This window comes from Dongia sp., assembly GCF_041905885.1.
Lineage (GTDB): Bacteria > Pseudomonadota > Alphaproteobacteria > Dongiales > Dongiaceae > Dongia.
On sequence record NZ_JAYRKD010000025.1, the window covers coordinates 1 to 20,842 of the forward strand.

At 64.6% G+C, this 20,842-nt stretch carries 22 protein-coding genes and 1 tRNA gene; 20 read left to right on the forward strand and 3 right to left on the reverse strand.

From position 1 onward, the window contains the following. Positions 1 to 123: 123 nt before the first annotated feature. The 3 genes from ACH2CY_RS21270 to ACH2CY_RS21280 all read right to left on the reverse strand — a co-directional run bounded on the left by ACH2CY_RS21270 (position 124) and on the right by ACH2CY_RS21280 (position 1,435). Complete coding sequence (locus tag ACH2CY_RS21270; protein WP_395021523.1) at positions 124 to 336, reverse strand: hypothetical protein; 213 nt, start codon at positions 334 to 336, stop codon at positions 124 to 126. Between the two features lie 22 nt (positions 337 to 358). Then, positions 359 to 949 (reverse strand): tetratricopeptide repeat protein, encoded by a 591-nt coding sequence (locus tag ACH2CY_RS21275; protein WP_395021524.1) that lies wholly within the window; start codon positions 947 to 949, stop codon positions 359 to 361. 192 nt (positions 950 to 1,141) lie between these two features. Then, a complete protein-coding gene (locus tag ACH2CY_RS21280) occupies positions 1,142 to 1,435 on the reverse strand; it encodes a hypothetical protein (protein WP_395021526.1) in 294 nt (97 codons plus the stop codon). Positions 1,436 to 1,488: 53 nt separating this feature from the next. On the opposite strand from ACH2CY_RS21280, the gene ACH2CY_RS21285 reads away from it, so the two are divergent. The 20 genes from ACH2CY_RS21285 to ACH2CY_RS21380 all read left to right on the forward strand — a co-directional run bounded on the left by ACH2CY_RS21285 (position 1,489) and on the right by ACH2CY_RS21380 (position 20,828). Continuing rightward, positions 1,489 to 1,821 carry a hypothetical protein gene (locus ACH2CY_RS21285; protein WP_395021528.1) on the forward strand — a complete coding sequence of 111 codons (333 nt, stop codon included), beginning with the start codon at positions 1,489 to 1,491 and terminating at the stop codon, positions 1,819 to 1,821. Between the two features lie 137 nt (positions 1,822 to 1,958). After that, positions 1,959 to 2,035, forward strand: a tRNA-Asp gene (locus tag ACH2CY_RS21290). 259 nt (positions 2,036 to 2,294) lie between these two features. After that, positions 2,295 to 2,660, forward strand: coding sequence for an NADH-quinone oxidoreductase subunit A (locus tag ACH2CY_RS21295; RefSeq protein WP_395021531.1), 366 nt, complete (start codon positions 2,295 to 2,297; stop codon positions 2,658 to 2,660). Further along, the gene (locus ACH2CY_RS21300; RefSeq protein ID WP_395021532.1) at positions 2,630 to 3,202 is read left to right on the forward strand and encodes a NuoB/complex I 20 kDa subunit family protein; all 573 of its coding nucleotides are present in this window, start codon (positions 2,630 to 2,632) and stop codon (positions 3,200 to 3,202) included. Before ACH2CY_RS21295 ends, ACH2CY_RS21300 begins: the two co-directional genes overlap by 31 nt. 185 nt (positions 3,203 to 3,387) lie before the next feature. Next, on the forward strand, positions 3,388 to 4,104 hold the full coding sequence (locus tag ACH2CY_RS21305) for an NADH-quinone oxidoreductase subunit C (RefSeq protein WP_395021534.1): 717 nt from the start codon (positions 3,388 to 3,390) through the stop codon (positions 4,102 to 4,104). A gap of 3 nt (positions 4,105 to 4,107) precedes the next feature. Then, positions 4,108 to 5,286: an NADH-quinone oxidoreductase subunit D gene (locus tag ACH2CY_RS21310; RefSeq protein ID WP_395021535.1), complete on the forward strand. Its 1,179-nt coding sequence runs from the start codon at positions 4,108 to 4,110 to the stop codon at positions 5,284 to 5,286. After that, the gene (nuoE, locus tag ACH2CY_RS21315) at positions 5,283 to 5,903 is read left to right on the forward strand and encodes an NADH-quinone oxidoreductase subunit NuoE (RefSeq protein ID WP_395021536.1); all 621 of its coding nucleotides are present in this window, start codon (positions 5,283 to 5,285) and stop codon (positions 5,901 to 5,903) included. Before ACH2CY_RS21310 ends, nuoE begins: the two co-directional genes overlap by 4 nt. A gap of 2 nt (positions 5,904 to 5,905) precedes the next feature. Further along, the gene (nuoF, locus tag ACH2CY_RS21320; RefSeq protein WP_395021537.1) at positions 5,906 to 7,207 is read left to right on the forward strand and encodes an NADH-quinone oxidoreductase subunit NuoF; all 1,302 of its coding nucleotides are present in this window, start codon (positions 5,906 to 5,908) and stop codon (positions 7,205 to 7,207) included. A 4-nt stretch (positions 7,208 to 7,211) separates the two neighbouring features. Next, positions 7,212 to 9,272, forward strand: a complete 2,061-nt coding sequence (nuoG, locus tag ACH2CY_RS21325) for an NADH-quinone oxidoreductase subunit NuoG (RefSeq protein WP_395021538.1) — start codon at positions 7,212 to 7,214, stop codon at positions 9,270 to 9,272. Then, positions 9,265 to 10,347 carry an NADH-quinone oxidoreductase subunit NuoH gene (nuoH, locus tag ACH2CY_RS21330; protein WP_395021540.1) on the forward strand — a complete coding sequence of 361 codons (1,083 nt, stop codon included), beginning with the start codon at positions 9,265 to 9,267 and terminating at the stop codon, positions 10,345 to 10,347. The genes nuoG and nuoH overlap by 8 nt, the downstream gene beginning before the upstream one ends. After that, positions 10,344 to 10,832, forward strand: coding sequence for an NADH-quinone oxidoreductase subunit NuoI (nuoI, locus tag ACH2CY_RS21335; protein ID WP_395021542.1), 489 nt, complete (start codon positions 10,344 to 10,346; stop codon positions 10,830 to 10,832). The genes nuoH and nuoI overlap by 4 nt, the downstream gene beginning before the upstream one ends. A gap of 10 nt (positions 10,833 to 10,842) precedes the next feature. Beyond that, entirely contained in the window at positions 10,843 to 11,454 is a 612-nt protein-coding gene (locus ACH2CY_RS21340; protein ID WP_395021543.1) for an NADH-quinone oxidoreductase subunit J, read from the forward strand. Positions 11,455 to 11,458: 4 nt separating this feature from the next. Then, positions 11,459 to 11,767, forward strand: coding sequence for an NADH-quinone oxidoreductase subunit NuoK (gene nuoK, locus ACH2CY_RS21345; RefSeq protein WP_395021544.1), 309 nt, complete (start codon positions 11,459 to 11,461; stop codon positions 11,765 to 11,767). Positions 11,768 to 11,774: 7 nt separating this feature from the next. Next, positions 11,775 to 13,712, forward strand: coding sequence for an NADH-quinone oxidoreductase subunit L (gene nuoL / locus ACH2CY_RS21350; protein ID WP_395021545.1), 1,938 nt, complete (start codon positions 11,775 to 11,777; stop codon positions 13,710 to 13,712). A 7-nt stretch (positions 13,713 to 13,719) separates the two neighbouring features. After that, on the forward strand, positions 13,720 to 15,240 hold the full coding sequence (locus ACH2CY_RS21355) for an NADH-quinone oxidoreductase subunit M (protein WP_395021546.1): 1,521 nt from the start codon (positions 13,720 to 13,722) through the stop codon (positions 15,238 to 15,240). A gap of 1 nt (position 15,241) precedes the next feature. Beyond that, entirely contained in the window at positions 15,242 to 16,693 is a 1,452-nt protein-coding gene (nuoN, locus tag ACH2CY_RS21360; protein WP_395021547.1) for an NADH-quinone oxidoreductase subunit NuoN, read from the forward strand. Further along, on the forward strand, positions 16,690 to 17,484 hold the full coding sequence (locus ACH2CY_RS21365) for a biotin--[acetyl-CoA-carboxylase] ligase (protein WP_395021548.1): 795 nt from the start codon (positions 16,690 to 16,692) through the stop codon (positions 17,482 to 17,484). The genes nuoN and ACH2CY_RS21365 overlap by 4 nt, the downstream gene beginning before the upstream one ends. Before the next feature lie 12 nt (positions 17,485 to 17,496). Continuing rightward, entirely contained in the window at positions 17,497 to 18,270 is a 774-nt protein-coding gene (locus tag ACH2CY_RS21370) for a type III pantothenate kinase (protein WP_395021549.1), read from the forward strand. A gap of 256 nt (positions 18,271 to 18,526) precedes the next feature. Next, the gene (locus ACH2CY_RS21375) at positions 18,527 to 20,122 is read left to right on the forward strand and encodes a ribonuclease J (protein WP_395021631.1); all 1,596 of its coding nucleotides are present in this window, start codon (positions 18,527 to 18,529) and stop codon (positions 20,120 to 20,122) included. Between the two features lie 16 nt (positions 20,123 to 20,138). Then, on the forward strand, positions 20,139 to 20,828 hold the full coding sequence (locus tag ACH2CY_RS21380; RefSeq protein WP_395021550.1) for a hypothetical protein: 690 nt from the start codon (positions 20,139 to 20,141) through the stop codon (positions 20,826 to 20,828). The last annotated feature ends 14 nt before the right edge of the window (positions 20,829 to 20,842 follow it).

The window sequence follows — 20,842 nt, forward strand, 5'->3', positions numbered from 1 at the left end:
GACGTACGAGAATAGTGATCCTGCCTGATCGTCCGATCCACGCATCTGATCCCCCAGAAGCTTTCTTCACTTCGAGTGAATCATCTCCAAAGATCGACCGCTATAGGCTTTTTCAACAGCCTGCTAGCGCAGGAACAGGGCGAGGCAGACGCCGGCGAGACCCGCGATGCCGAGGAGCCCGAATGTCTGTTCCTGGCTCAGTCCCGGGATCCGCGGAACTGCGACGTCAAAATGCGTCGCCAGTTCCCGCGCCCGCATGAGGGCAAACATCCCCAGCAGGAAACCGCCGATGCCGGCGGCAAAGACCAGGGTCGCCACCAGCCAGATCTCGTCCATGTCCCATCCACTCATTGCTCTCTCACTCCGGGCAAGTGAAGACGTAGACCTGCTTCTTCGGCGTCAGCGCGCAGTTCCGGGCGAGCCTGGTGGCGCTTTGGATGTCCCCTTGGGCGCGGCCCTCGTCGCGCCTTGCGAGATAGATGCTGGCCCGGAGCGCATAGGCCTGGGCGCTGTTGGGATTGTCGGCGATGATCCGGTCCAACGCGGCGAGGGCGCCGGCGTCGTCGCCGCGATCCCACGATGCCTGGGCTGCCTTCAGCGATTGTTGAAGCGCGCCTTTGGCCGTCGCCCGCTGCGTTTCCGTGGCTTGGAAGGCGGCGGCGCTGTCGGGGTCGAGCCGCTGTGCTTCCGCCGCGTCGGCGGCCGCGCGATCCGGGTCGCCGGTTTCCCGATAGGCCTTGGCCCGGCCGAGCAGGATCCGCGCCTTGGTCTGCGGCGAAGCATCGGCCGGCAGCATTTCCGGCGCGCAGAGATCGATCGCCAGGTCCCAGACCCCGCGCGCGACCGCGTCGTCGCAGCCGGCACCCAGCGGTCGATCTTCGGCCAAGGCCGGGTTAGCCGCCACCCACCCCGCCAGAACCGCCAGTGCCGCAACGGACAACGCCCGCATGGATCCCCCCGAACCGCTCGCCGGGAGAGATTACCGGCGCTCAAGGGCGCCGAACAGCGTCCTTAGGCTTCGGAGCGGAAACGGATCGACGGCTTGTCCCCGTTATCCACCGCTTTGCGCCCCGGAATCGACCGAGGCCGCGGAACGCCAGGGAATTTCACGGTTTGTCGCGCGTTGCGCCGGGCGCTCGGGTCAAAGCGCCTGCCAGGGAATCATCATCAGCACATTGCCGATGATGAAGCCGGCGGCGGCGATCGGGACGATGACGACCGGGGTCAGGTACCAGGCGGGCAGGGGACGCGCCTTCGGTTGCACGGCGGCAACAGGCATGGGCGCGGCGGCCACAGGATCGGCCACCGAAACCAGGTTCGGGGCATCCTGGAATGCCGAGGGATCGATTTGGAGGAGCTGCGCCATGCAGCATGAAAGCAGCGAGTCGGGGTGTTGGTTGCAGCGCTGCGGCAGATTTTCCGCGCGCATCTTCACCGCCACAACCGCCGGTGTTAGGTTGCGGAATCGGCGACGGGGCGTGGGCGGGGATGATTGTAAAAGCGTTGATCGGCGTGCTGGCGGCGACCGTGCTGGTCCTGCTCTACCGCGGCATGCAGCAGGAGCGGGCCTCGGTCGATCCGCTCGCGCCGCTCGACAACAAGAAGATCCATGCCACGCTCCGCGGGCAGAAATATCACTGCGATGCCGTGGACGCCTATACGCCGCTCGGCGAGACCGAGAACGGCAAATGGGACAGCTACCTGGTCCGCTGCCACGACGGCGGGCGCTACATCTACTTCGAGAGCCGGCCCAAGGGCTATGTGGATGCGATGAGCTGCCAGGAGCAGTCGTTCAAATACGCCTACCGCTGCCCGGAGTAGACGGGCCCTCCCCGCGGCCCGATCGGGGGCTGCTGATACATTTGTTGACACCACACCCGGGGACGGGTACATGGGCGCCGCTGCCGGATCGACCCGCTCTGCCGGATCACCGATCTCGTTGTTTAGGCAGGAAATGCGCGGGCGTAGCTCAGTTGGTTAGAGCGCCGGCCTGTCACGCCGGAGGCCGCGGGTTCAAGTCCCGTCGCTCGCGCCATTCTTGATTCCGTAACCGGGAATCATCTTTGATAAACAGAGTCTTGGAAGACGTTCTTCACGGCCGAGTCGGGCCGGATTTGGCGTTTTTGCGCTTTGACGGTGTAAAGCCCGGCTCTATAGTAGCGCGGCTTTTGAGTCGGGGGCTCCGGCGGCGATTTTGCTGGAGTTTCAATTGGCGCGATGCCAGAGAGTGCGGCGCACAAAAGCCTCTCGCGAGCGGGTCCAGGGGGTGGATCACGGCGGGAGAGGGAGTGAGTATGGACGGACTGCTTCGGGAATACCTGCCTATCCTGATCTTTCTGGTGATCGCCGTCGGCCTGACGGTGGTCATGCTCTCGGCCTCGCTGCTTCTGGCCAAGCAGAATCCGGATTCCGAGAAGCTCTCCCCCTATGAATGCGGTTTCGAAGCCTTCGACGACGCGCGGCGCCAGTTCGACGTGCGCTTCTATTTGGTCTCGATCCTGTTCATCATTTTCGACCTTGAAGTGGCGTTCCTGTTCCCCTGGGCGGTGACCTTGGGCGAGATCGGCGTGTTCGGCTTCTGGTCGATGATGATCTTCCTCGGCGTCCTGACCGTCGGCTTCATCTACGAATGGAAGAAGGGAGCGCTCGAATGGGAGTGAGCACCAACCTCCAGCCCCACGGTCAACCACTGGCGCCCGGCGCTGCGCAGGACCAGGCGATTCGCCAGGTGACCGACGAGCTCCAGGACAAGGGCTTCGTCGTCGCGCAAATGGACAAGCTGGTCAATTGGGCGCGCACCGGGTCGCTCTGGCCGATGACCTTCGGGCTGGCCTGCTGCGCCGTCGAGATGATGCATGCCTATATGGCGCGCTACGACCTCGACCGATTCGGCGTGGTCCCGCGCGGCAGCCCGCGCCAGTCCGACGTGATGATCGTGGCCGGCACGCTCACCAACAAGATGGCCCCCGCCTTGCGCAAGGTCTACGACCAGATGGCCGAGCCGCGCTGGGTGATCTCGATGGGCTCCTGTGCCAATGGCGGCGGCTACTATCACTATTCCTATTCCGTGGTGCGTGGTTGCGACCGCATCGTGCCGGTCGATATCTACGTGCCGGGCTGCCCGCCGACCGCCGAGGCGCTGGTCTACGGCATCCTGCAGCTTCAGAAGAAGATCAAGCGCACCTCCACCATCGCGCGCTAAAGCGAGTTCTCTGATGATCCCGACTTGCGTGGCCCCAACCCCAAGCCTCGTCATGGTCCGCGAAGGCGGACCATCCACGAGTTTGTCTCCGCGCAAAGAAACTCGTGGATCTTCCGCCTTCGCGGAGGATGACGACCGAGTGGGTGGCGCGGTCGTGCCACTCCAGCAGCAGTAAGGCAGTATCGATGAGCGACAGCCTGCGCGAACTGGGCGATTACATCGCGGGCGCTTTGGGCCAAGCGGTGATCGGCACGAGCGTGACGCTCGGCGAGCTGACCGTCGAGGTCCGTCCCGCGGACATCGTGAAGGTTTCGAAGTTCCTGCGCGACGATCCGAACTTGTTGTTCAAGATGCTGATCGACGTCGCCGGCGTCGACTATCCGGAGCGCGAGAAGCGCTTCGACGTCGTCTATCACCTGCTGAGTTTGAAGAAGAACATCCGCGTCCGCGTCCGCGCCAAGCTGGGCGAGGAGGAGGCGATCGCCTCGGTCAACGACATCTGGCCGGCCGCGCAATGGTTCGAGCGCGAAGCCTATGACATGTACGGCATCTTCTTCAGCGACAACCCGGATCTGCGGCGCATCCTCACCGACTACGGTTTCGAGGGGCATCCGTTCCGCAAGGACTTCCCGCTGACCGGCTATATCGAGGTCCGCTACGACGAAGCGCAGAAGCGCGTCATCTACGAGCCGGTCGAGCTGCGCCAGGAATTCCGTTCCTTCGATTTCCTATCGCCCTGGGAAGGCATGCTGCAGCCGCGCGTGCTCCCGGGTGACGAAAAGGCGACCCCAGGTCCGAAGGATCCGGCGCCGGCCAATCCGGCGCCGGGTGCGGCGTCGCCCAGCCCGACCGCAAATTCCACCAACAATCCCGGCGCCTCCGGTGCGCCGAAGGCGCCGTAAATCATGGCCGAGACCCAGATCAAGCCGATGACCATGAACTTCGGGCCGCAGCATCCTGCGGCGCACGGGGTTCTGCGCATGGTCATGGAGATGGACGGCGAGGTGGTGCGCCGCGTCGATCCGCATATCGGGTTGCTCCATCGCGGCACCGAGAAGCTGATCGAGTACAAGACCTATCTCCAGGCGATACCGTATTTCGACCGCCTCGATTACGTCAGCCCGATGTGCCAGGAGCATGCCTTCGTGCTCGCCGTCGAGAAGCTGATGGGCATCGAAGTGCCGGAGCGCGGCCTCTACATCCGGACGATGTTCGACGAGATTACCCGCATCCTCAACCACCTGTTGAACGTCCCGGCCTATGCCATGGATGTCGGTGCGGTAACGCCCTTCCTCTGGTCCTTCGAGGAGCGCGAGCTGCTGATGGAGTTTTACGAGCGCGTCTCCGGTGCCCGTCTCCATGCGGCTTACTATCGTCCCGGCGGCGTCCACCAGGATCTCCCGGCCGGCATCCTCGACGACATCTGGGCCTGGAGCGAGAAATTCCCCAAGGTGCTGCAGGATGTCGAGGGCCTGCTGACCGAGAACCGCATCTTCAAGCAGCGCCTGGTCGATATCGCGCCGGTCTCGGCCGAGGACGCGATCGCCTGGGGCTTCACCGGCCCGGTGATCCGCGCGTCGGGCGTGCCCTGGGATCTCCGCAAGTCGCAGCCCTACGCGGCCTATGACAAGGTGCAGTTCGGCATTCCGGTCGGCAAGAACGGCGACTGCTACGACCGCTATCTCATCCGCGTCGAGGAGATGAAGCAGTCGAACGAGATCATCCGCCAATGCATCAAGGCGATGCCGGGCGGACCGGCGAGCTCGATCGACCGCAAGGTCGCCCCGCCCAAGCGCGGCGAGATGAAGCATTCGATGGAAGCGCTGATCCATCATTTCAAGCTCTACACCGAAGGCTTCCATGTGCCCGAGGGCGAGGCCTACGCCGCCGTCGAAGCGCCCAAGGGCGAGTTCGGCGTCTATCTCGTCTCCGACGGCACCAATCGCCCGTATCGCTGCAAGATCCGCGCGCCGGGCTTCCCGCATCTCGCGGCCATGGATTTCCTCTGCAAGGGCTACATGCTCGCGGATTCGGTGGCGATCCTCGGCTCCCTCGACATCGTTTTCGGTGAGATCGACCGATGAGCGCTGCTCCTGCCAACACCGACTTCGTGCAACCGACGAGCTTCGCCTTCAGCGAAGCCAATCTCGCGGAAGCCAAGAAGCATATCGCCAAGTACCCGAAGGGCCGCCAGGCCTCGGCCGTCATGCCGCTGCTCTGGCTCGCGCAATACCAGGAGGGCTGGGTCTCCCGCGCCGCCATGGACGTGATCGCAGGCATGCTCGAGATGGCGCCGATCCGCGTCTACGAGGTCGCGACCTTCTACACGATGTACAACCTGAAGCCGGTCGGGAAGCACCTGGTGCAGATCTGCCGGACGACGCCCTGCTGGCTGCGCGGCTCGGATGGCTTGACCGAGATGTGCAAGAAGAAGCTCGGCGTCGATCTGCACGGCACCAGCGCCGACGGCAAGTTCACCATCATGGAAGTCGAATGCCTCGGCGCCTGCGTGAACGCGCCAATGGTGCAGATCAACGACGATTTCTACGAGGACCTGACGCCGGCGAGCCTGGAGAGGATCCTCGACGAGCTGGCCGCCGGGAAGCAGCCGAAGATCGGCCCGCAGGTTGATCGCCTGAACTCGGCGCCGGAAGGCGGCATGACGACGCTCAAAGACTTGGGCAAGGGAGCGGGGCAGTAATCATGGCGCTCCAGGACAAAGACCGCATCTTCACCAACCTCTACGGCCAGGACGACTGGAAGCTTGCCGGCGCCAAGCGCCGCGGCATCTGGGACAACACCAAGGCAATCCTCGAGAAGGGCCGCGACGCCATCGTCAACGAGATCAAGGCCTCGGACCTGCGCGGCCGCGGCGGCGCCGGATTCCCGACCGGCCTGAAGTGGTCCTTCATGCCGAAGGCCTCCGATGGACGCCCGGCTTATCTCGTGGTCAATGCCGACGAATCCGAGCCGGGCACCTGCAAGGACCGCGAGATCATGCGCTTCGACCCGCACACGCTGGTCGAAGGCTGCCTGGTCGCCGGTTTCGCCATGGGCTGCACCGCCGCCTATATCTACATCCGTGGCGAGTTCCCGCTCGAGTGCAAGAACCTGCAGACCGCGATCGACGAAGCCTATGCGGCGGGTCTGATCGGCAAGAATGCCTGCGGCTCGGGCTATGACTATGACGTCTTCCTGCATCGCGGCGCCGGCGCCTATATCTGCGGCGAAGAAACCGCGCTGATCGAGAGCCTCGAAGGTAAGAAGGGCCAGCCGCGCCTGAAGCCGCCATTCCCGGCGGCCTGCGGCCTCTATGGCTGCCCCTCGACCGTCAACAATGTCGAGACCATCGCGGTCACGCCGACCATCATGCGCCGCGGCGCCGCCTGGTTCGGCGCGCTCGGCCGGCCGAAGAATACCGGCACCAAGCTCTTCTGCATCTCGGGGCATGTGAACAAGCCCTGCAATGTCGAAGAGGAAATGGGCATTCCGCTGAAGGAGCTGATCGAGCGCCATTGCGGCGGGGTGCGCGGCGGCTGGGACAACCTGCTCGCGGTCATTCCGGGCGGCGCTTCGGTGCCGCTGCTGCCGAAGTCGATCTGCGACGAGGTCCTGATGGACTTCGACAGCCTGCGCGCCGTGCAGTCCGGCCTCGGCACCGCGGCGGTCATCGTCATGGACAAGAGCACCGATCTCATCGAGGCGATCGCCCGGCTCTCGCATTTCTACCAGCATGAGAGCTGCGGCCAGTGCACGCCCTGCCGCGAGGGCACGGGCTGGATGTACCGCATCATGCAGCGTTTTGTGCGCGGCGAGGGCAAGCCCGCCGAGATCGACATGCTGCAGGACATCACCAAGCAGGTCGAAGGCCATACCATCTGCGCGCTCGGCGACGCGGCGGCCTGGCCGATCCAGGGTCTGATCCGGCATTTCCGCCCGGTGATCGAGGAACGCATGTTGCAGTACAACTCCCGCCCAATGGCATCCACTCGGGCGGCGGAGTAATCCCATGCCGAAGATGACGATCGACGGCATCGAGATCGAAGTCCCCGCCGGGATTACCGTGCTGCAGGCCTGCGAGCTGGCCGGCAAGGAGATCCCGCGCTTCTGCTACCACGAGCGCCTGTCGGTGGCGGGCAACTGCCGCATGTGCCTGGTCGAGCAGGAGAAGGCGCCGAAGCCGATTGCGAGCTGCGCCATGCCGGTCGCCGAAGGCATGGTGATCAAGACCGACACGCCCGCCGTCAAGAAGGCACGCAACGGCGTGATGGAATTCCTGCTGATCAACCATCCGCTCGACTGCCCGATCTGCGACCAGGGCGGCGAATGCGACCTGCAGGACCAGGCCATGGCCTATGGCCGCGGCTTCTCGCGCTATGCCGAAGAGAAGCGCGCCGTCACCGACAAGGATTTCGGGCCGCTGGTGAAGACCGTGATGACGCGCTGCATCCAGTGCACGCGCTGCATCCGCTTCTCGACCGAGATCGGCGGCGTCGAAGTGCTGGGCGGCACCAGCCGCGGCGAGCATCTCGAGATCACGACCTATGTCGAAAAGACCATCGACAGCGAGCTCTCCGGCAACCTTATCGACGTCTGTCCCGTCGGCGCGCTGACCTCGAAGCCCTATGCCTTCACCGCGCGGCCCTGGGAGCTGACCAAGACCGACAGCATCGACGTCTCGGATGCGTGCGGGACGAACACCCGCCTCGACACCCGCGGCCGCGAAGTGCTGCGCGTGCTGCCGCGCCTCAATGAGGACGTGAACGAGGAGTGGATGGCCGACAAGGGCCGTTTCAATGTCGATGGCCTGATGCGCCAGCGCCTCGACCGCCCGTATATCCGGGTCGATGGCAAGCTGAAGCCGGCCAGCTGGTCTGAGGCGCTCGATGCCATTGCGGCGAAGCTCAAGAGCCTCGACGCCAAGAAGATCGCGGCTCTGGCCGGCGACCTCTGCGACGCGGAATCCATGTTCGCGCTGAAGGAGGTGATGACCTCGCTCGGCTCCGGCAACCTCGACTGCCGCCAGGACGGCGCCGCGGTCGATCCGAAGGTGCGCGCCTCCTATCTCTTCAACACCACGATCGCCGGAATCGAGAAGGCGGACGCGATCCTTTTGATCGGCACCAACCCGCGCTGGGAAGCGCCGATGGTGAATGCCCGGATCCGCAAGCGCTACCTGAAGGGCGGCCTGAAGGTCGCGGCGATCGGCGCGAAATACGATCTGACCTATCCGGTGGATGTGCTCGGCGCCGGCGCCGACACGCTCGGCCAGATTGCCAGCGGCAGCCATGCCTTCGCGCAGGTCTTGAAGGATGCCAAGGCCCCGATGCTGATCCTCGGCATGGGTGCGCTGGCCCGTCCCGACGGCGCCGCGATCCTGGCGCAGGCCAAGGCCGTGGCGGATTCCTGCGGCCTGATCAAGGACGGCTGGAACGGCTTCAACGTGCTGCAGACGGCTGCAGGGCGTGTGGCCGGGCTCGAACTCGGCTTCGTGCCGGGGCAGGGCGGCCGCGACATCACCGGCATCCTCGACGGCGCATCCAAGGGCGAGATCGACTTCGTCTATCTGCTGGGCGCCGACGAGATCGACCCCAGCCATCTCGGCAAGGCCTTCGTGGTCTATCAGGGCCATCACGGCGACCGCGGCGCGCACCGCGCCGATGTCGTGCTGCCTGGCGCCGCCTATACCGAGAAGGACGGCACCTACATGAACCTGGAGGGCAGGGCGCAGCTCGCCATGCTGGCGATCTTCCCGCCGGGCGAAGCCAAGGAAGACTGGGCGATCCTGCGCGCCTTGTCCGAGAAGCTCGGCAAGCCGCTCGCCTATGACAATCTCGACCAGCTCCGGGCCAAGCTCTATCAGGCGAACAAGCGCTTCCAGCGTCTGAACGCGATCGAGCCCGCCGCCTGGGAGGCTTTCGGCAAGGCCGGCGCGACCGATGCGAAACCCTTCGCCTCGCCGATCGCCAACTACTACATGACCGACCCGATCAGCCGCGCCTCTGCGACCATGGCGGAATGCACCGAGGCCTTCGTCAGCCCCAAGAAGAAGACCGGCACCCATGGCTAGCAACTGGTTCATCGAGCAGATGGGGCCGTATCTCGGCACGGCGGTGTTCACGATCATCATGATCGTCTGCATCATCCTGCCGCTGCTGCTGGCGGTCGCTTATCTCACCTATGCCGAGCGCAAGGTGATGGCGGCGATGCAGATCCGCCGCGGCCCCAACGTGGTCGGCCCGTTCGGCCTGCTGCAGCCGATCGCCGACGGCGTGAAGCTGCTGTTCAAGGAAACCATCATCCCCAGCGGCGCCAGCCGCGTCACTTTCATCGTCGCGCCGATGATCACCTTCGTGCTGAGCCTGGTGGCTTGGGCGGTGATCCCGTTTGCCGACGGTTTCGTGCTCGCCAACATCAATGTCGGCATCCTCTATCTCTTCGCGATCTCCTCGCTCGGCGTCTACGGCATCATCCTGGCCGGCTGGGCCTCGAACTCGAAATACCCGTTCCTCGGCGCGCTGCGCTCGGCGGCGCAGATGGTCTCCTACGAAGTCTCGATCGGCTTCGTCATGGTGACGGTGCTGATGTGCGTCGGCTCGCTCAACATCAACGACATCGTCAAGGCGCAGGCCTCGATCTGGTTCTGCATCCCGCTGCTGCCGATGTTCGTGGTCTTCTTCATCTCGGCCTTGGCCGAGACCAACCGGCCGCCCTTCGATCTGCCGGAAGCGGAATCCGAGCTGGTCGCCGGTTATTTCTCGGAATACTCGGCCTTCACCTTCGCGCTGTTCTTCCTCGGCGAATACGCCAACATCTGGCTGATGAGCTCGATGACGGCGATCCTGTTCCTCGGCGGCTGGCAGCCGATCCTGGGCTGGGAGCCGTTCGATTCCGCGATCCTGACCGGCATCTGGCAGGCGCTCTGGTTCGCCGCCAAGGTCGCCTTCGTCGCCTTCTGCTTCCTCTGGGTGCGCGCCACCTTCCCGCGCTACCGCTATGACCAGCTGATGCGCTTGGGGTGGAAGGTGTTCCTGCCGCTCAGCCTTGCCATGGTCGTGTTCTATTCCGCGGTGCTGGTCTACGGACCCTTCGACTGGCTGCCGAACGCCGCGGCCTCTGCTGTCACCACGGGAGCGTCCCAATGAGCGCGATCGACCGCACGATCCGCAGCTTCTTCCTGAAGGAGCTGGTCAAAGGCATGGCCCTGACCTTCTCCTATGTCTTCAAGGAAAAAGTGACCATCAACTACCCCTATCAAAAGGGACCGCTCTCGCCCCGTTTCCGCGGCGAGCATGCCTTGCGCCGCTATCCGAACGGCGAAGAGCGCTGCATCGCCTGCAAGCTCTGCGAGGCGATCTGCCCAGCCCAGGCCATCACCATCGAGGCCGAGCCGCGCGCCGACGGCAGCCGCCGCACCACGCGCTACGACATCGACATGACCAAGTGCATCTATTGCGGCTTCTGCCAGGAAGCCTGCCCGGTCGATGCCATCGTCGAGGGGCCGAATTTCGAGTTCGCGACCGAGACCCGCGAGGAGTTGTTCTACAACAAGGACAAACTGCTCGAGAACGGCGAGCGCTGGGAAGCCGAGCTTGCCGGCAACATCAACGCCGACGCGCCGTACCGGTGAGGGTTAGGGGATGATCATCCAAGCCATCGCCTTCTGGATCTTCGCCGTCGTCGCCGTGATTTCCGGCGTGCTGGTGGTCGCGAACCGCAACCCGGTCTATTCGGTGCTGTTCCTGATTCTGACCTTCTTCAACGCCGCCGGCCTGTTCGTGCTGATGGGCGCCGAGTTCCTGGCGATGATGCTGGTCGTCGTCTATGTCGGCGCGGTCGCCGTGCTGTTCCTGTTCGTCGTCATGATGCTGGACATCAACTTCGTGGCGCTGCGGCAGGGCTTCGTGCGCTACCTGCCGATCGGCGCCGTCATCGGCGTGATCCTGGTGGCCGAGCTGGTCTTCATCTTCGGCGGCTGGGTGGCCCCGACCGCCACCAGCGGCGTCCTGGGCGCGCCCACGCCGGCCCTGGAGCAGGCCAGCAATACCAAGGCGCTCGGGCAGCTGCTCTACACCCAGTATTTCTACCTGTTCCAGGCGGCCGGCATGGTGCTGCTGGTGGCGATGATCGGCGCCATCGTGCTGACCCATCGCGAGCGCGCCGGGGTGAAGCGCCAGCGGATCGCGACCCAGCTCGAGCGCAATGCGAGCTCGGTGGAAATCAAGAACGTGCCGACCGGGAGCGGGGTGTAACGCCATGGAAATCACCCTGACGCATTACCTGACCGTCGCGGCGATCCTGTTCACCATCGGGATCTTCGGCATCTTCCTGAACCGCAAGAACGTCATCATCATCCTGATGTCGGTCGAATTGATGCTGCTCGCGGTCAACATCAACCTGGTCGCCTTCTCGCATTTCCTGGGCGACATGGTGGGGCAGGTCTTCGCCATGTTCGTGCTCACCGTTGCGGCGGCCGAGGCCGCGATCGGTCTCGCGATCCTGGTGGTCTATTTCCGCAACCGCGGCTCGATCGCGGTCGAAGACATCAACATGATGAACGGCTGAGGCAGAGATGGACGCCTGGATCGTATTGCTGCCTCTGATCGGCGCGCTCATCGCGGGCCTCGGCAACCGCATGATCGGCGACAAGCCGGCCATGTACATCACCTCCGGCCTGCTGCTGCTCTGCGCCGTCATGTCCTGGATCGTGTTCCTGGACGTCAATTTCGGCGGCACGCCGCGCACCACCACCTTGCTCACCTGGTTCAACACCGGCTCGTTCAAGGCCGACTGGGCGGTCAGGGTCGACCAGCTCTCCGCCGTCATGCTGGTGGTGGTGACCACGGTCTCGGCGATGGTCCACGTCTATTCGATCGGCTACATGGGCCACGACCATTCGAAGCCGCGCTTCTTCGCCTATCTCTCGCTGTTCACCTTCTGCATGCTGATGCTGGTGACTGCCGACAACTTCATCCAGATGTTCTTCGGCTGGGAAGGCGTCGGCTTGTGCTCCTACCTGCTGATCGGTTTCTGGTTCCACCGCCCGAGCGCCAATGCCGCGGCGATCAAGGCCTTCGTGGTCAACCGGGTCGGCGACTTCGGCTTCGCGCTCGGCATCATGGGCGTGTTCCTGATCTTCGGCTCGGTGCATTTCGAGACCGTGTTCCAGCTGGTGCCGGACCAGGTCGGCAAGACCTTCCATTTCCTCTCCTGGAACCCGGACGTCCTGACCACGCTCTGCATCCTTCTGTTCATCGGCGCCATGGGCAAGTCGGCCCAGGTGCCGCTGCACACCTGGCTGCCGGACGCGATGGAAGGCCCGACCCCGGTCTCGGCGCTGATCCATGCCGCGACCATGGTGACCGCCGGCGTCTTCATGGTCTGCCGGCTCTCGCCGATGTTCGAGTTCGCCCCCGACGCCAAGATGGTGGTGACCGTGGTCGGCGCCTCGACCGCCTTCTTCGCGGCGACGATCGGCCTCACCCAATACGACATCAAGCGGGTGATCGCCTATTCGACCTGCTCGCAGCTCGGCTACATGTTCTTCGCGGCCGGCGTCGGCGCCTATGGCGCGGCCATGTTCCACCTCTTCACCCATGCCTTCTTCAAGGCGCTGCTGTTCCTCTGCTCGGGCTCGGTGATCCACGCCATGTCCGATGAGCAGGACATGCGCAAGATGGGCGGCATCTACAAGCTCATCCCCTGGACCTATGCCTTGATGTGGATCGGCAGCCTGGCGCTGGCCGGCATTCCGATCTTCGCCGGCTATTATTCCAAGGACGCGATCCTAGAATCCGCCTTCGCCGCGCATAGCGGGGTGGGGCAGTATGCCTTCTGGCTCGGCATCGCCGCCGCGGTGATGACGGCGTTCTATTCCTGGCGCCTGCTGTTCATGACCTTCCACGGCAAGCCGCGCGCCGACCATCACACGATGGAACATGTGCACGAGAGTCCCTGGGTCATGCTGGCGCCGCTGGTGGTGCTGGCGGTGGGCGCCGTCGGCGCCGGCATCGTCTTCGCGCCGTATTTCGTCGGCGAGCGTATGGAGGAGTTCTGGGGCTCGGCGATCTTCTTCGCGCCGGACAACCATGTGCCGCAGGAGGCGCACGAGGTCGCCGCCTGGGTCAAGCTCCTGCCGCTGGTGATGGGCATCATCGGCATCGGTTTCGCCTTCATCGCCTATATGAAGCGCACCGACCTGCCGGCGAAGATCTCGGCCGCCTTCGGCCCGATCTACACCTTCGTCTACAGGAAGTGGATGTTCGACGAGCTGTTCGACGCCATCCTGGTGCGCCCGGCGCTGAAGCTCGGCCGGATCTTCTGGAAGGGCGGGGACGGGGCAATCATCGACGGGCTCGGGCCGGACGGCATCTCCAAGCTCACCGTCAAGCTGGCCGGCCGCGCCAGCAAGCTGCAGACCGGTTACGTCTACCACTATGCCTTTGTCATGATGATCGGCGTGGTCGCGCTGGTCACCTGGTACTGGTACCAGTTCGTGTTCCGAGGCTGAGGCTCCTATGACCGCTTTCCCGATCCTCTCCCTCACCACCTTCCTGCCGCTGGTCGGTGCGCTGCTGATCTTCATCACCCGCGGCGACGAGGCTTTCGTGGCCAAGAGCGCGCGCTGGCTGGCGCTGATCACCTCCAGCGTGGTCTTCCTGCTGTCGCTGGCCATCTGGTTCAATTTCGACCGCACCAACCCGGGCTTCCAGTTCGAGGAAAACGCGGCGTGGATGCCGAGCCTGAAGATCGGCTACCGGATGGGCGTCGACGGCATCTCCATGACCTTCGTGCTGCTCTCGACCCTGCTGACGCCGATCTGCATCCTGGCGAGCTGGGAAGCGATCCAGATGCGGGTCAAGGAATACATGATCGCCTTCCTGGTGCTCGAGACCCTGATGGTCGGCACCTTCTGCGCGCTCGACTTCCTGGCCTTCTACGTCTTCTTCGAGGGCGTGCTGATCCCGATGTACCTGATCATCGGCGTCTGGGGCGGCGCGCGCCGGGTCTATTCGGCCTTCAAGTTCTTCCTCTACACCTTGCTCGGCTCGGTGCTGATGCTGCTGGCGATCCTCTACATGTATCGCCAGGCCGGCACCACCGACATCCCGACCCTGATGCAGACCGCCTTCGACAAGGATGCGCAGAAGTGGCTCTGGCTCGCCTTCCTCGCGTCCTTCGCGGTCAAGGTGCCGATGTGGCCGGTCCATACCTGGCTGCCCGACGCCCACGTCGAGGCGCCGACCGCGGGCTCGGTGATCCTGGCCGGCGTGCTGCTGAAGATCGGCGGCTACGGCTTCCTGCGCTTCTCGCTGCCGATGCTGCCCGACGCCTCGGTCTATTTCACGCCGCTGATCTACACCTTGAGCATCGTGGCGGTGATCTACACCTCGCTGGTGGCGCTCGCCCAGGAGGACATGAAGAAGCTGATCGCCTATTCCTCGGTCGCGCATATGGGTTTCGTGACCGCCGGCATCTTCAGCCTGAACCAGCAGGGCATCGAGGGCGCGCTGTTCCAGATGCTGAGCCATGGCGTCGTCTCCGGCGCGCTCTTCCTCTGCGTCGGCGTGGTCTATGACCGGCTGCACACCCGCGAGATCGGCCGCTACGGCGGGCTGGTCAACAACATGCCGCGCTATGCCTTCGCCTTCATGATCTTCACCATGGCCTCGGTCGGCCTGCCGGGCACCAGCGGCTTCATCGGCGAATTCCTGGTCATGGTGGGCGTGTTCAAGGACAACACCTGGGCGGCCTTCTTCATCGCCTTCGGCGTGATCCTGGGTGCGGCCTACATGCTCTGGCTCTACCGCCGGGTGATCTTCGGCGAGTTGACCAAGCCGGACCTCAAGGGTTTGCTGGATCTCTCGCCCCGCGAGATCGCGCTGTTCGTGCCGCTGATCGCGATCGTGATGTGGATGGGCATCTATCCCAGCTCCTTCACCGCGATCTTCGGCCCCTCGGTCGATAACCTGATCAAAACGCACCAGACCGCTTTGCTGCACAGCCAGCAGCAGAGCGTGGCGGACGCGGGAGAGTAAGATGAGCTTCGCCGAACTCAACCTCGCCGCCGCGACGCCGGAGATCTTCCTGGCGGTCGCCTCCATGGTGCTGCTGATCCTGGGCGTGTTCCAGGGCGACAAGTCCACGCGCCTGGTGTCCTGGCTGGCCGCCGCCGCGCTCTGCGTCGCGGCTTATCTCGCGGCCTATGTGGCGCCGGCGACCGGCGCGGAGCCCGCCTTCGGCGGCCAGTTCATCGTCGATGGCTTCGCCGGCTTCATGAAGGTGCTGAGCCTGGTCGCGACCGCGGCCGCGATCCTGATCTCTTTGGGCTACGCGTCGCGCAACGACATGATGCGCTTCGAGTTTCCGGTCCTGATGACCATCGCCGCGCTCGGCATGAGCCTGATGATCTCGGCCAACAACCTGATCTCGCTCTATGTCGGCCTGGAACTGCAGAGCCTCGCGCTCTACGTCACCGCCGCCTTCCGCCGCGACACGCTGAAATCGACCGAGGCGGGCCTCAAATACTTCGTTCTCGGCGCGCTCAGCTCGGGCATGCTGCTCTACGGCGCCTCGATGATCTACGGCTTCACCGGCTCGACCGACTTCACCGTGCTGGCCAAGTCGCTCGGCTCCGACGGCCAGCCCAGCGTCGGCCTGATCGTCGGCCTGGTGTTCCTGAGTGCGGGTCTCGCCTTCAAGATCTCGGCCGTGCCGTTCCATATGTGGACCCCAGACGTTTATGAGGGCGCGCCGACGCCGGTCACCGCCTTCTTCGCGGCGGCGCCGAAAGTCGCGGCGATCGCGCTGTTCACCCGGGTGCTGATCGGCCCGTTCGGCCCGCTGCTCAATCAGTGGCAGCAGATCATCGTGGTGATCGCGGTGCTCTCGATGGTGCTGGGCGCCGTCGCGGCGATCAACCAGCACAACATCAAGCGCCTGATGGCCTACAGCTCGATCGGCAATATCGGCTACGCCCTGGTCGGCCTCGCCTCGGGCACCGAGCTCGGCGTGCAGAGCGTGCTGATCTTCATGGCGATCTACATCGTCACCACGATCGGCGCCTTCGGGGTCATCCTCGCCATGCGCCGCAAGGGCGAGATGGTGGAGGAGATCGCCGACCTGACCGGTCTGGCCAAGAGCCAGCCGCTGCTGGCTTATTCCTTCATTGTCTTCCTGTTCTCGATGGCGGGCATCCCGCCCTTCGCCGGATTCTTCGGCAAGCTCTTCGTCTTCAACGCCGCGATCGACGCGCATCTCTACGTGCTGGCGGTGATCGGCGTGGTCGCCTCGGTGGTCTCCTGCTTCTATTACATCCGGGTCATCAAGGTGATGTGCTTCGACAAGGGCGAGGGCGTGTTCGACCGACCCGACCCGACCTTGCGCGTCGTGCTGCTGGTCTGCGCGGTCTTCGTGCTGCTCGGCGTCTTCGTGCCCGGCCCGGTGGCCGAGGCCGCGACCAGCGCCGCGGCGAGCCTGTTCCCTGGATGACGATCGCCTTCCGGATCACGGAAGTCCCGTCCATCGACAGCACCAACGCGGCCCTGCGTGAGGAAGCCGCCGCGGGCGCATTGGAAGGCCTGGTGCTGCGCGCCGACGAGCAGACCTCGGGGCGCGGCAGGCGGGGCCGGGGCTGGGATTCGCCCGCCGGCAATCTCTATGTCTCGCTGCTGCTGCGCCCGGACTGCAAGCCGGCGGAGGGGGCCACGGTCGGCTTCGTCGCCGCGGTGGCACTCGGCCGGGTGCTGCGCGACCTGACGCCCGCCGACGTGCTGCACAAATGGCCGAACGACCTGCTGATCGACGGCAGGAAAATGACCGGCGTGCTGCTCGAAGCCGGCACCAAGCCGGACGGCCGGCTCGACTGGCTGGTGCTGGGCATGGGTGTCAACATCCGCTCGCATCCGGAGACCGGGCTCTATCCGACCACCGACCTCGTCGCCTCAGGCGGACCGTCGATCGCGCCGCAGGACTTGCTGAAGCGCTTCCTGGCGGTCTTCGGCCCGTATTACGACGCCTGGGCGGAGGGTGGGTTTCAGGCGATCCGCGCCGACTGGCTGGCTTTTGCCGCCGGGATCGGCGAGCGCGTCGTGGCCCGCCTGGAACGCGAGGAAGTCACCGGCAGCTTCGCCGACCTCGACCCCGACGGCGCGCTGATCATGCAATTGGATTCCGGCCAGCAGCGCCGCATCGCGGCCGGCGACATCTTTTTCCCGCACCTTTTCCCTCCCCCGTCTGCGGGGGAGGGTAGGGTGGGGGTGCCCCACAATAGTTCTCTCTGAGCGGACCGGCTCATGCTCCTCTGCATCAACGCCAACAACACCAATGTGAAATTCGCGGTCTACGACGGCGAGAAGCCGGTCGGCGACTGGCGGCTGAAGACCGAAGCCGGCCGCACCGCCGACCAGTATATCGTCTGGCTCGACCAGCTGATGCGCATGGCCGGTCTGGAGCTCAAGGCCATCACCGGCGCGATCATCGCCAGCGTGGTGCCGGCCTCGGTGTTCCACCTGACGATGCTCTGCGAGCAGCACCTGAAGACCAAGCCGCTGGTGGTCGGCGACCCGGCGGTAAAGCTCGGCATCAGCGTGAAGATGGACATCCCGACCGCGACCGTCGGCGCCGACCGCCTGGCCAACGCGGTCGGCGGGCATATCACCTATCGGAGGCCGCTGATCATCGTCGATTTCGGCACCGCCACCACCTTCGACGTGGCGGACGGGGAGGGCAACTACCTCGGCGGCGCGATCTCGCCCGGCATCAACCTCTCGGTCGAGATCCTGCACAGCGCCACCGCCATGCTGCCGCGCATCGCCGTCGAACGCCCGGCGCGGGTCATCGGGAAGAGCACCACCGAGGCGATGCAGTCCGGCATCTTCTGGGGCTATGTCGGGTTGGTAGAGGGCATGGTCCAGCGCATCACCACCGAGTTCGGGTCCGACCTCGCCGTCGTCGCCACCGGCGGCCTGGCGCCGCTCTTCGTCGGCGTAACTCCCGTGATTCATCACCTCGATCCCGACATCACCATGCGCGGGCTGGTCGAGATCTATCGACGGAACAGAGCGTAGTGATGACTTCCGCCTATTTTAGCTCGTCATGGTACGCGAAGGCGTACCATCCACGAGTTTGCATCCGTCACTCGAAAGGAACTCGTAGATGGTCCGCCCCGCCGACGAAGGTCGGCATTCGCCTCCGGGCGGACCATGACGATTCAGTATATTGAAGTCACCCAGCACCACAACCGACAACATCACCAGCGACTTCCATAAGCCGACGGCCGATGAGCTGCTGTTCCTGCCCTTGGGCGGAGCGGGAGAGATCGGGATGAATCTCAATCTCTACGGCCATGCCGGGAAGTGGCTGATGGTCGATCTCGGCGTCACCTTCGGCGGCGACGAGACGCCCTCGATCGAAGTCATCATGCCGGACCCGAGCTTCATCACCGAGCGGGTGCAGGACCTGGCCGGCCTGGTGCTGACTCATGCGCACGAGGACCATATCGGCGCGGTGCCCTATCTCTGGCCGAAGCTCCGCTGCCCGATGTATGCGACGCCGTTCACCGCTTCGGTGCTGCGCCGCAAGCTCAAAGAGGCGGGGCTCGAGGGCAAGGCCAAGATCACCGAGATCCCGATGTCGGGGACGTTCAAGATCGGCCCCTTCGAGCTGGAGCTGATCACGCTGACCCATTCGATCCCGGAGCCGAATGCCGTCGTGGTGCGGACCAGGCTCGGCACCGTGCTGCACACCGGCGACTGGAAGCTCGACCCGGACCCGGTGATCGGCGAGACCACCGACGAGCAGGCCCTGCGCCGGCTCGGCGACGGCAATGTCCTGGCCATGGTCTGCGATTCCACCAATGTCTTCGTCCCCGGCACCTCCGGCTCGGAGGCTGACATCCTCCCGTCGATGACCAAGATCATCGGCGAGCATAAGGGCCGGGTGGCGGTCGGCTGCTTCGCCAGCAATGTCGCGCGGCTGGAGACCATCACCCGCGCCGCCATGGCCAACGACCGCCAGGTGGCGCTGGTCGGGCGTTCCTTGTGGCGAATGACCGAGGCGGCGCGCGAGAACGGCTATCTGACTGATCTTCCGGAATTCATCGAGGAGCATGACGTCGGCTTCTTCCCCAAGGACAAGATCGTGATGATCTGCACCGGGAGCCAGGGCGAGGCCCGCGCGGCGCTGGCGCGCATCGCCAAGGGCGAGCATCCGCATGTGCACTTGGAAGCCGGCGACGCGGTGATCTTCTCGTCGCGGGTCATTCCCGGCAACGAGAAGTCGATCTCGCTCTTGCAGAACAACCTCATCCACCGCGACGTCGAGGTCATCACCGACCATGACGAGATGATCCATGTCTCCGGGCACCCTGCCAGGGCAGAGCTGACCGAAATGTATCAATGGGTCCGCCCGCAGATCGCGATCCCGGTCCATGGCGAGGCACGCCATATCCGCGCCCACGCCGAGCTGGCGCGCGAATGCCAGGTGCCGCAGGCGGTCGAGGCGGCGAACGGCGCGGTGATCCGCTTGGCGCCCGGCCCGGCCGAGATCGTCGCCCGGGTGACCCACGGCCGCTGGGGCCTCGACGGCAAGGCGCTGGTGCCGATGACCAGCGAGGTGGTCCGCCACCGGCACCGGCTCGGCTTCAACGGTGTGATCTTGATCTCCCTGGTGATGAACTGGCGCGGCGACCTGATCACCGATCCCCAGGTCACCCTGGAAGGCCTGCTCGACGGCGACCCGGAAGCGGACGCCAAGGAAGACATCGCCGACGCCGTGGCCGACGCGATCGAGGATCTTTCCGCCGGCAAGCTGGAGAATGACGGCGAGGTCGCCGAATGCGCGCGCCTGGCCGCCCGCCGCTGGTTCCACAAGAACCACGACAAGAAGCCGATCACCCGCGTTCACGTGATCCGGGTCTGACGGAGATGACGCCGACATGATAACGCGCCCGATCACATTGATCGCAATGGCGGGCCTGTTGCTCGGGTTCGGATCGGCGCATTCCTATGCCGACGAGTGCCCGACCCCGGCCGAACCTGTCATTCAGGTCAAGCTCCTCGCACCGGCAGCAGCGACGAATCCAAGTCTGTCGCGCGCGGAGATCACAGAACGATCCAAGCAGCAAAGCCAGGGTGAGTGGGAGGAATGGCGGGTGTCGCTCGGCCGCACTGAGATCGAACTCTCATACGATATGGATGCAAGCGCTGCGACCGCAGGTGACGGGCATGGCGGCTACTGTGCCGCGATTGCTGCCGTCGAGGTCGCCGTCCGCTTGAAGACGACCAAGTACATCGCTTCAGAATTGGTTCCCGGCACGTGCATGTACGATGCTGTTTCTCAGCACGAAGAACGGCATGTGCAGGTCATTCGCCGGTATCAGAGTCAGATCGAGGAGAGGCTTCGCCGGGCGATTTCTGCGACCGCGCGCAGGCCTGCCCAGGCTCCGACTCCTTCCGAAGGCGTCGTGACGGTCAAGGGGGATCTCTGGACCGTGGTGAAGGACACGATGGAAACGCTGGTAGTCGCGTTGGGTCGAGACCAGGCACCGCTGGACACGCCGGAAAGCTACGATGAACCCCGAAAGATCTGCGGCGAGGCTGCCTACAACGCCGCCTTTGCAAATTGACCGGCGAGCGCCCA

Bases quoted from the DNA above. Each gene is read 5' to 3' on its own strand.
- ACH2CY_RS21270 (WP_395021523.1), bottom strand. From the start codon at position 336: ATGGACGAGATCTGGCTGGTGGCGACCCTGGTCTTTGCCGCCGGCATC.
- ACH2CY_RS21275 (WP_395021524.1), bottom strand. From the start codon at position 949: ATGCGGGCGTTGTCCGTTGCGGCACTGGCGGTTCTGGCGGGGTGGGTG.
- ACH2CY_RS21285 (WP_395021528.1), top strand. From the start codon at position 1,489: ATGATTGTAAAAGCGTTGATCGGCGTGCTGGCGGCGACCGTGCTGGTC.
- ACH2CY_RS21295 (WP_395021531.1), top strand. From the start codon at position 2,295: ATGGACGGACTGCTTCGGGAATACCTGCCTATCCTGATCTTTCTGGTG.
- ACH2CY_RS21300 (WP_395021532.1), top strand. From the start codon at position 2,630: ATGGAAGAAGGGAGCGCTCGAATGGGAGTGAGCACCAACCTCCAGCCC.
- ACH2CY_RS21305 (WP_395021534.1), top strand. From the start codon at position 3,388: ATGAGCGACAGCCTGCGCGAACTGGGCGATTACATCGCGGGCGCTTTG.
- ACH2CY_RS21310 (WP_395021535.1), top strand. From the start codon at position 4,108: ATGGCCGAGACCCAGATCAAGCCGATGACCATGAACTTCGGGCCGCAG.
- nuoE (WP_395021536.1), top strand. From the start codon at position 5,283: ATGAGCGCTGCTCCTGCCAACACCGACTTCGTGCAACCGACGAGCTTC.
- nuoF (WP_395021537.1), top strand. From the start codon at position 5,906: ATGGCGCTCCAGGACAAAGACCGCATCTTCACCAACCTCTACGGCCAG.
- nuoG (WP_395021538.1), top strand. From the start codon at position 7,212: ATGCCGAAGATGACGATCGACGGCATCGAGATCGAAGTCCCCGCCGGG.
- nuoH (WP_395021540.1), top strand. From the start codon at position 9,265: ATGGCTAGCAACTGGTTCATCGAGCAGATGGGGCCGTATCTCGGCACG.
- nuoI (WP_395021542.1), top strand. From the start codon at position 10,344: ATGAGCGCGATCGACCGCACGATCCGCAGCTTCTTCCTGAAGGAGCTG.
- ACH2CY_RS21340 (WP_395021543.1), top strand. From the start codon at position 10,843: ATGATCATCCAAGCCATCGCCTTCTGGATCTTCGCCGTCGTCGCCGTG.
- nuoK (WP_395021544.1), top strand. From the start codon at position 11,459: ATGGAAATCACCCTGACGCATTACCTGACCGTCGCGGCGATCCTGTTC.
- nuoL (WP_395021545.1), top strand. From the start codon at position 11,775: ATGGACGCCTGGATCGTATTGCTGCCTCTGATCGGCGCGCTCATCGCG.
- ACH2CY_RS21355 (WP_395021546.1), top strand. From the start codon at position 13,720: ATGACCGCTTTCCCGATCCTCTCCCTCACCACCTTCCTGCCGCTGGTC.
- nuoN (WP_395021547.1), top strand. From the start codon at position 15,242: ATGAGCTTCGCCGAACTCAACCTCGCCGCCGCGACGCCGGAGATCTTC.
- ACH2CY_RS21365 (WP_395021548.1), top strand. From the start codon at position 16,690: ATGACGATCGCCTTCCGGATCACGGAAGTCCCGTCCATCGACAGCACC.
- ACH2CY_RS21370 (WP_395021549.1), top strand. From the start codon at position 17,497: ATGCTCCTCTGCATCAACGCCAACAACACCAATGTGAAATTCGCGGTC.
- ACH2CY_RS21375 (WP_395021631.1), top strand. From the start codon at position 18,527: ATGAATCTCAATCTCTACGGCCATGCCGGGAAGTGGCTGATGGTCGAT.
- ACH2CY_RS21380 (WP_395021550.1), top strand. From the start codon at position 20,139: ATGATAACGCGCCCGATCACATTGATCGCAATGGCGGGCCTGTTGCTC.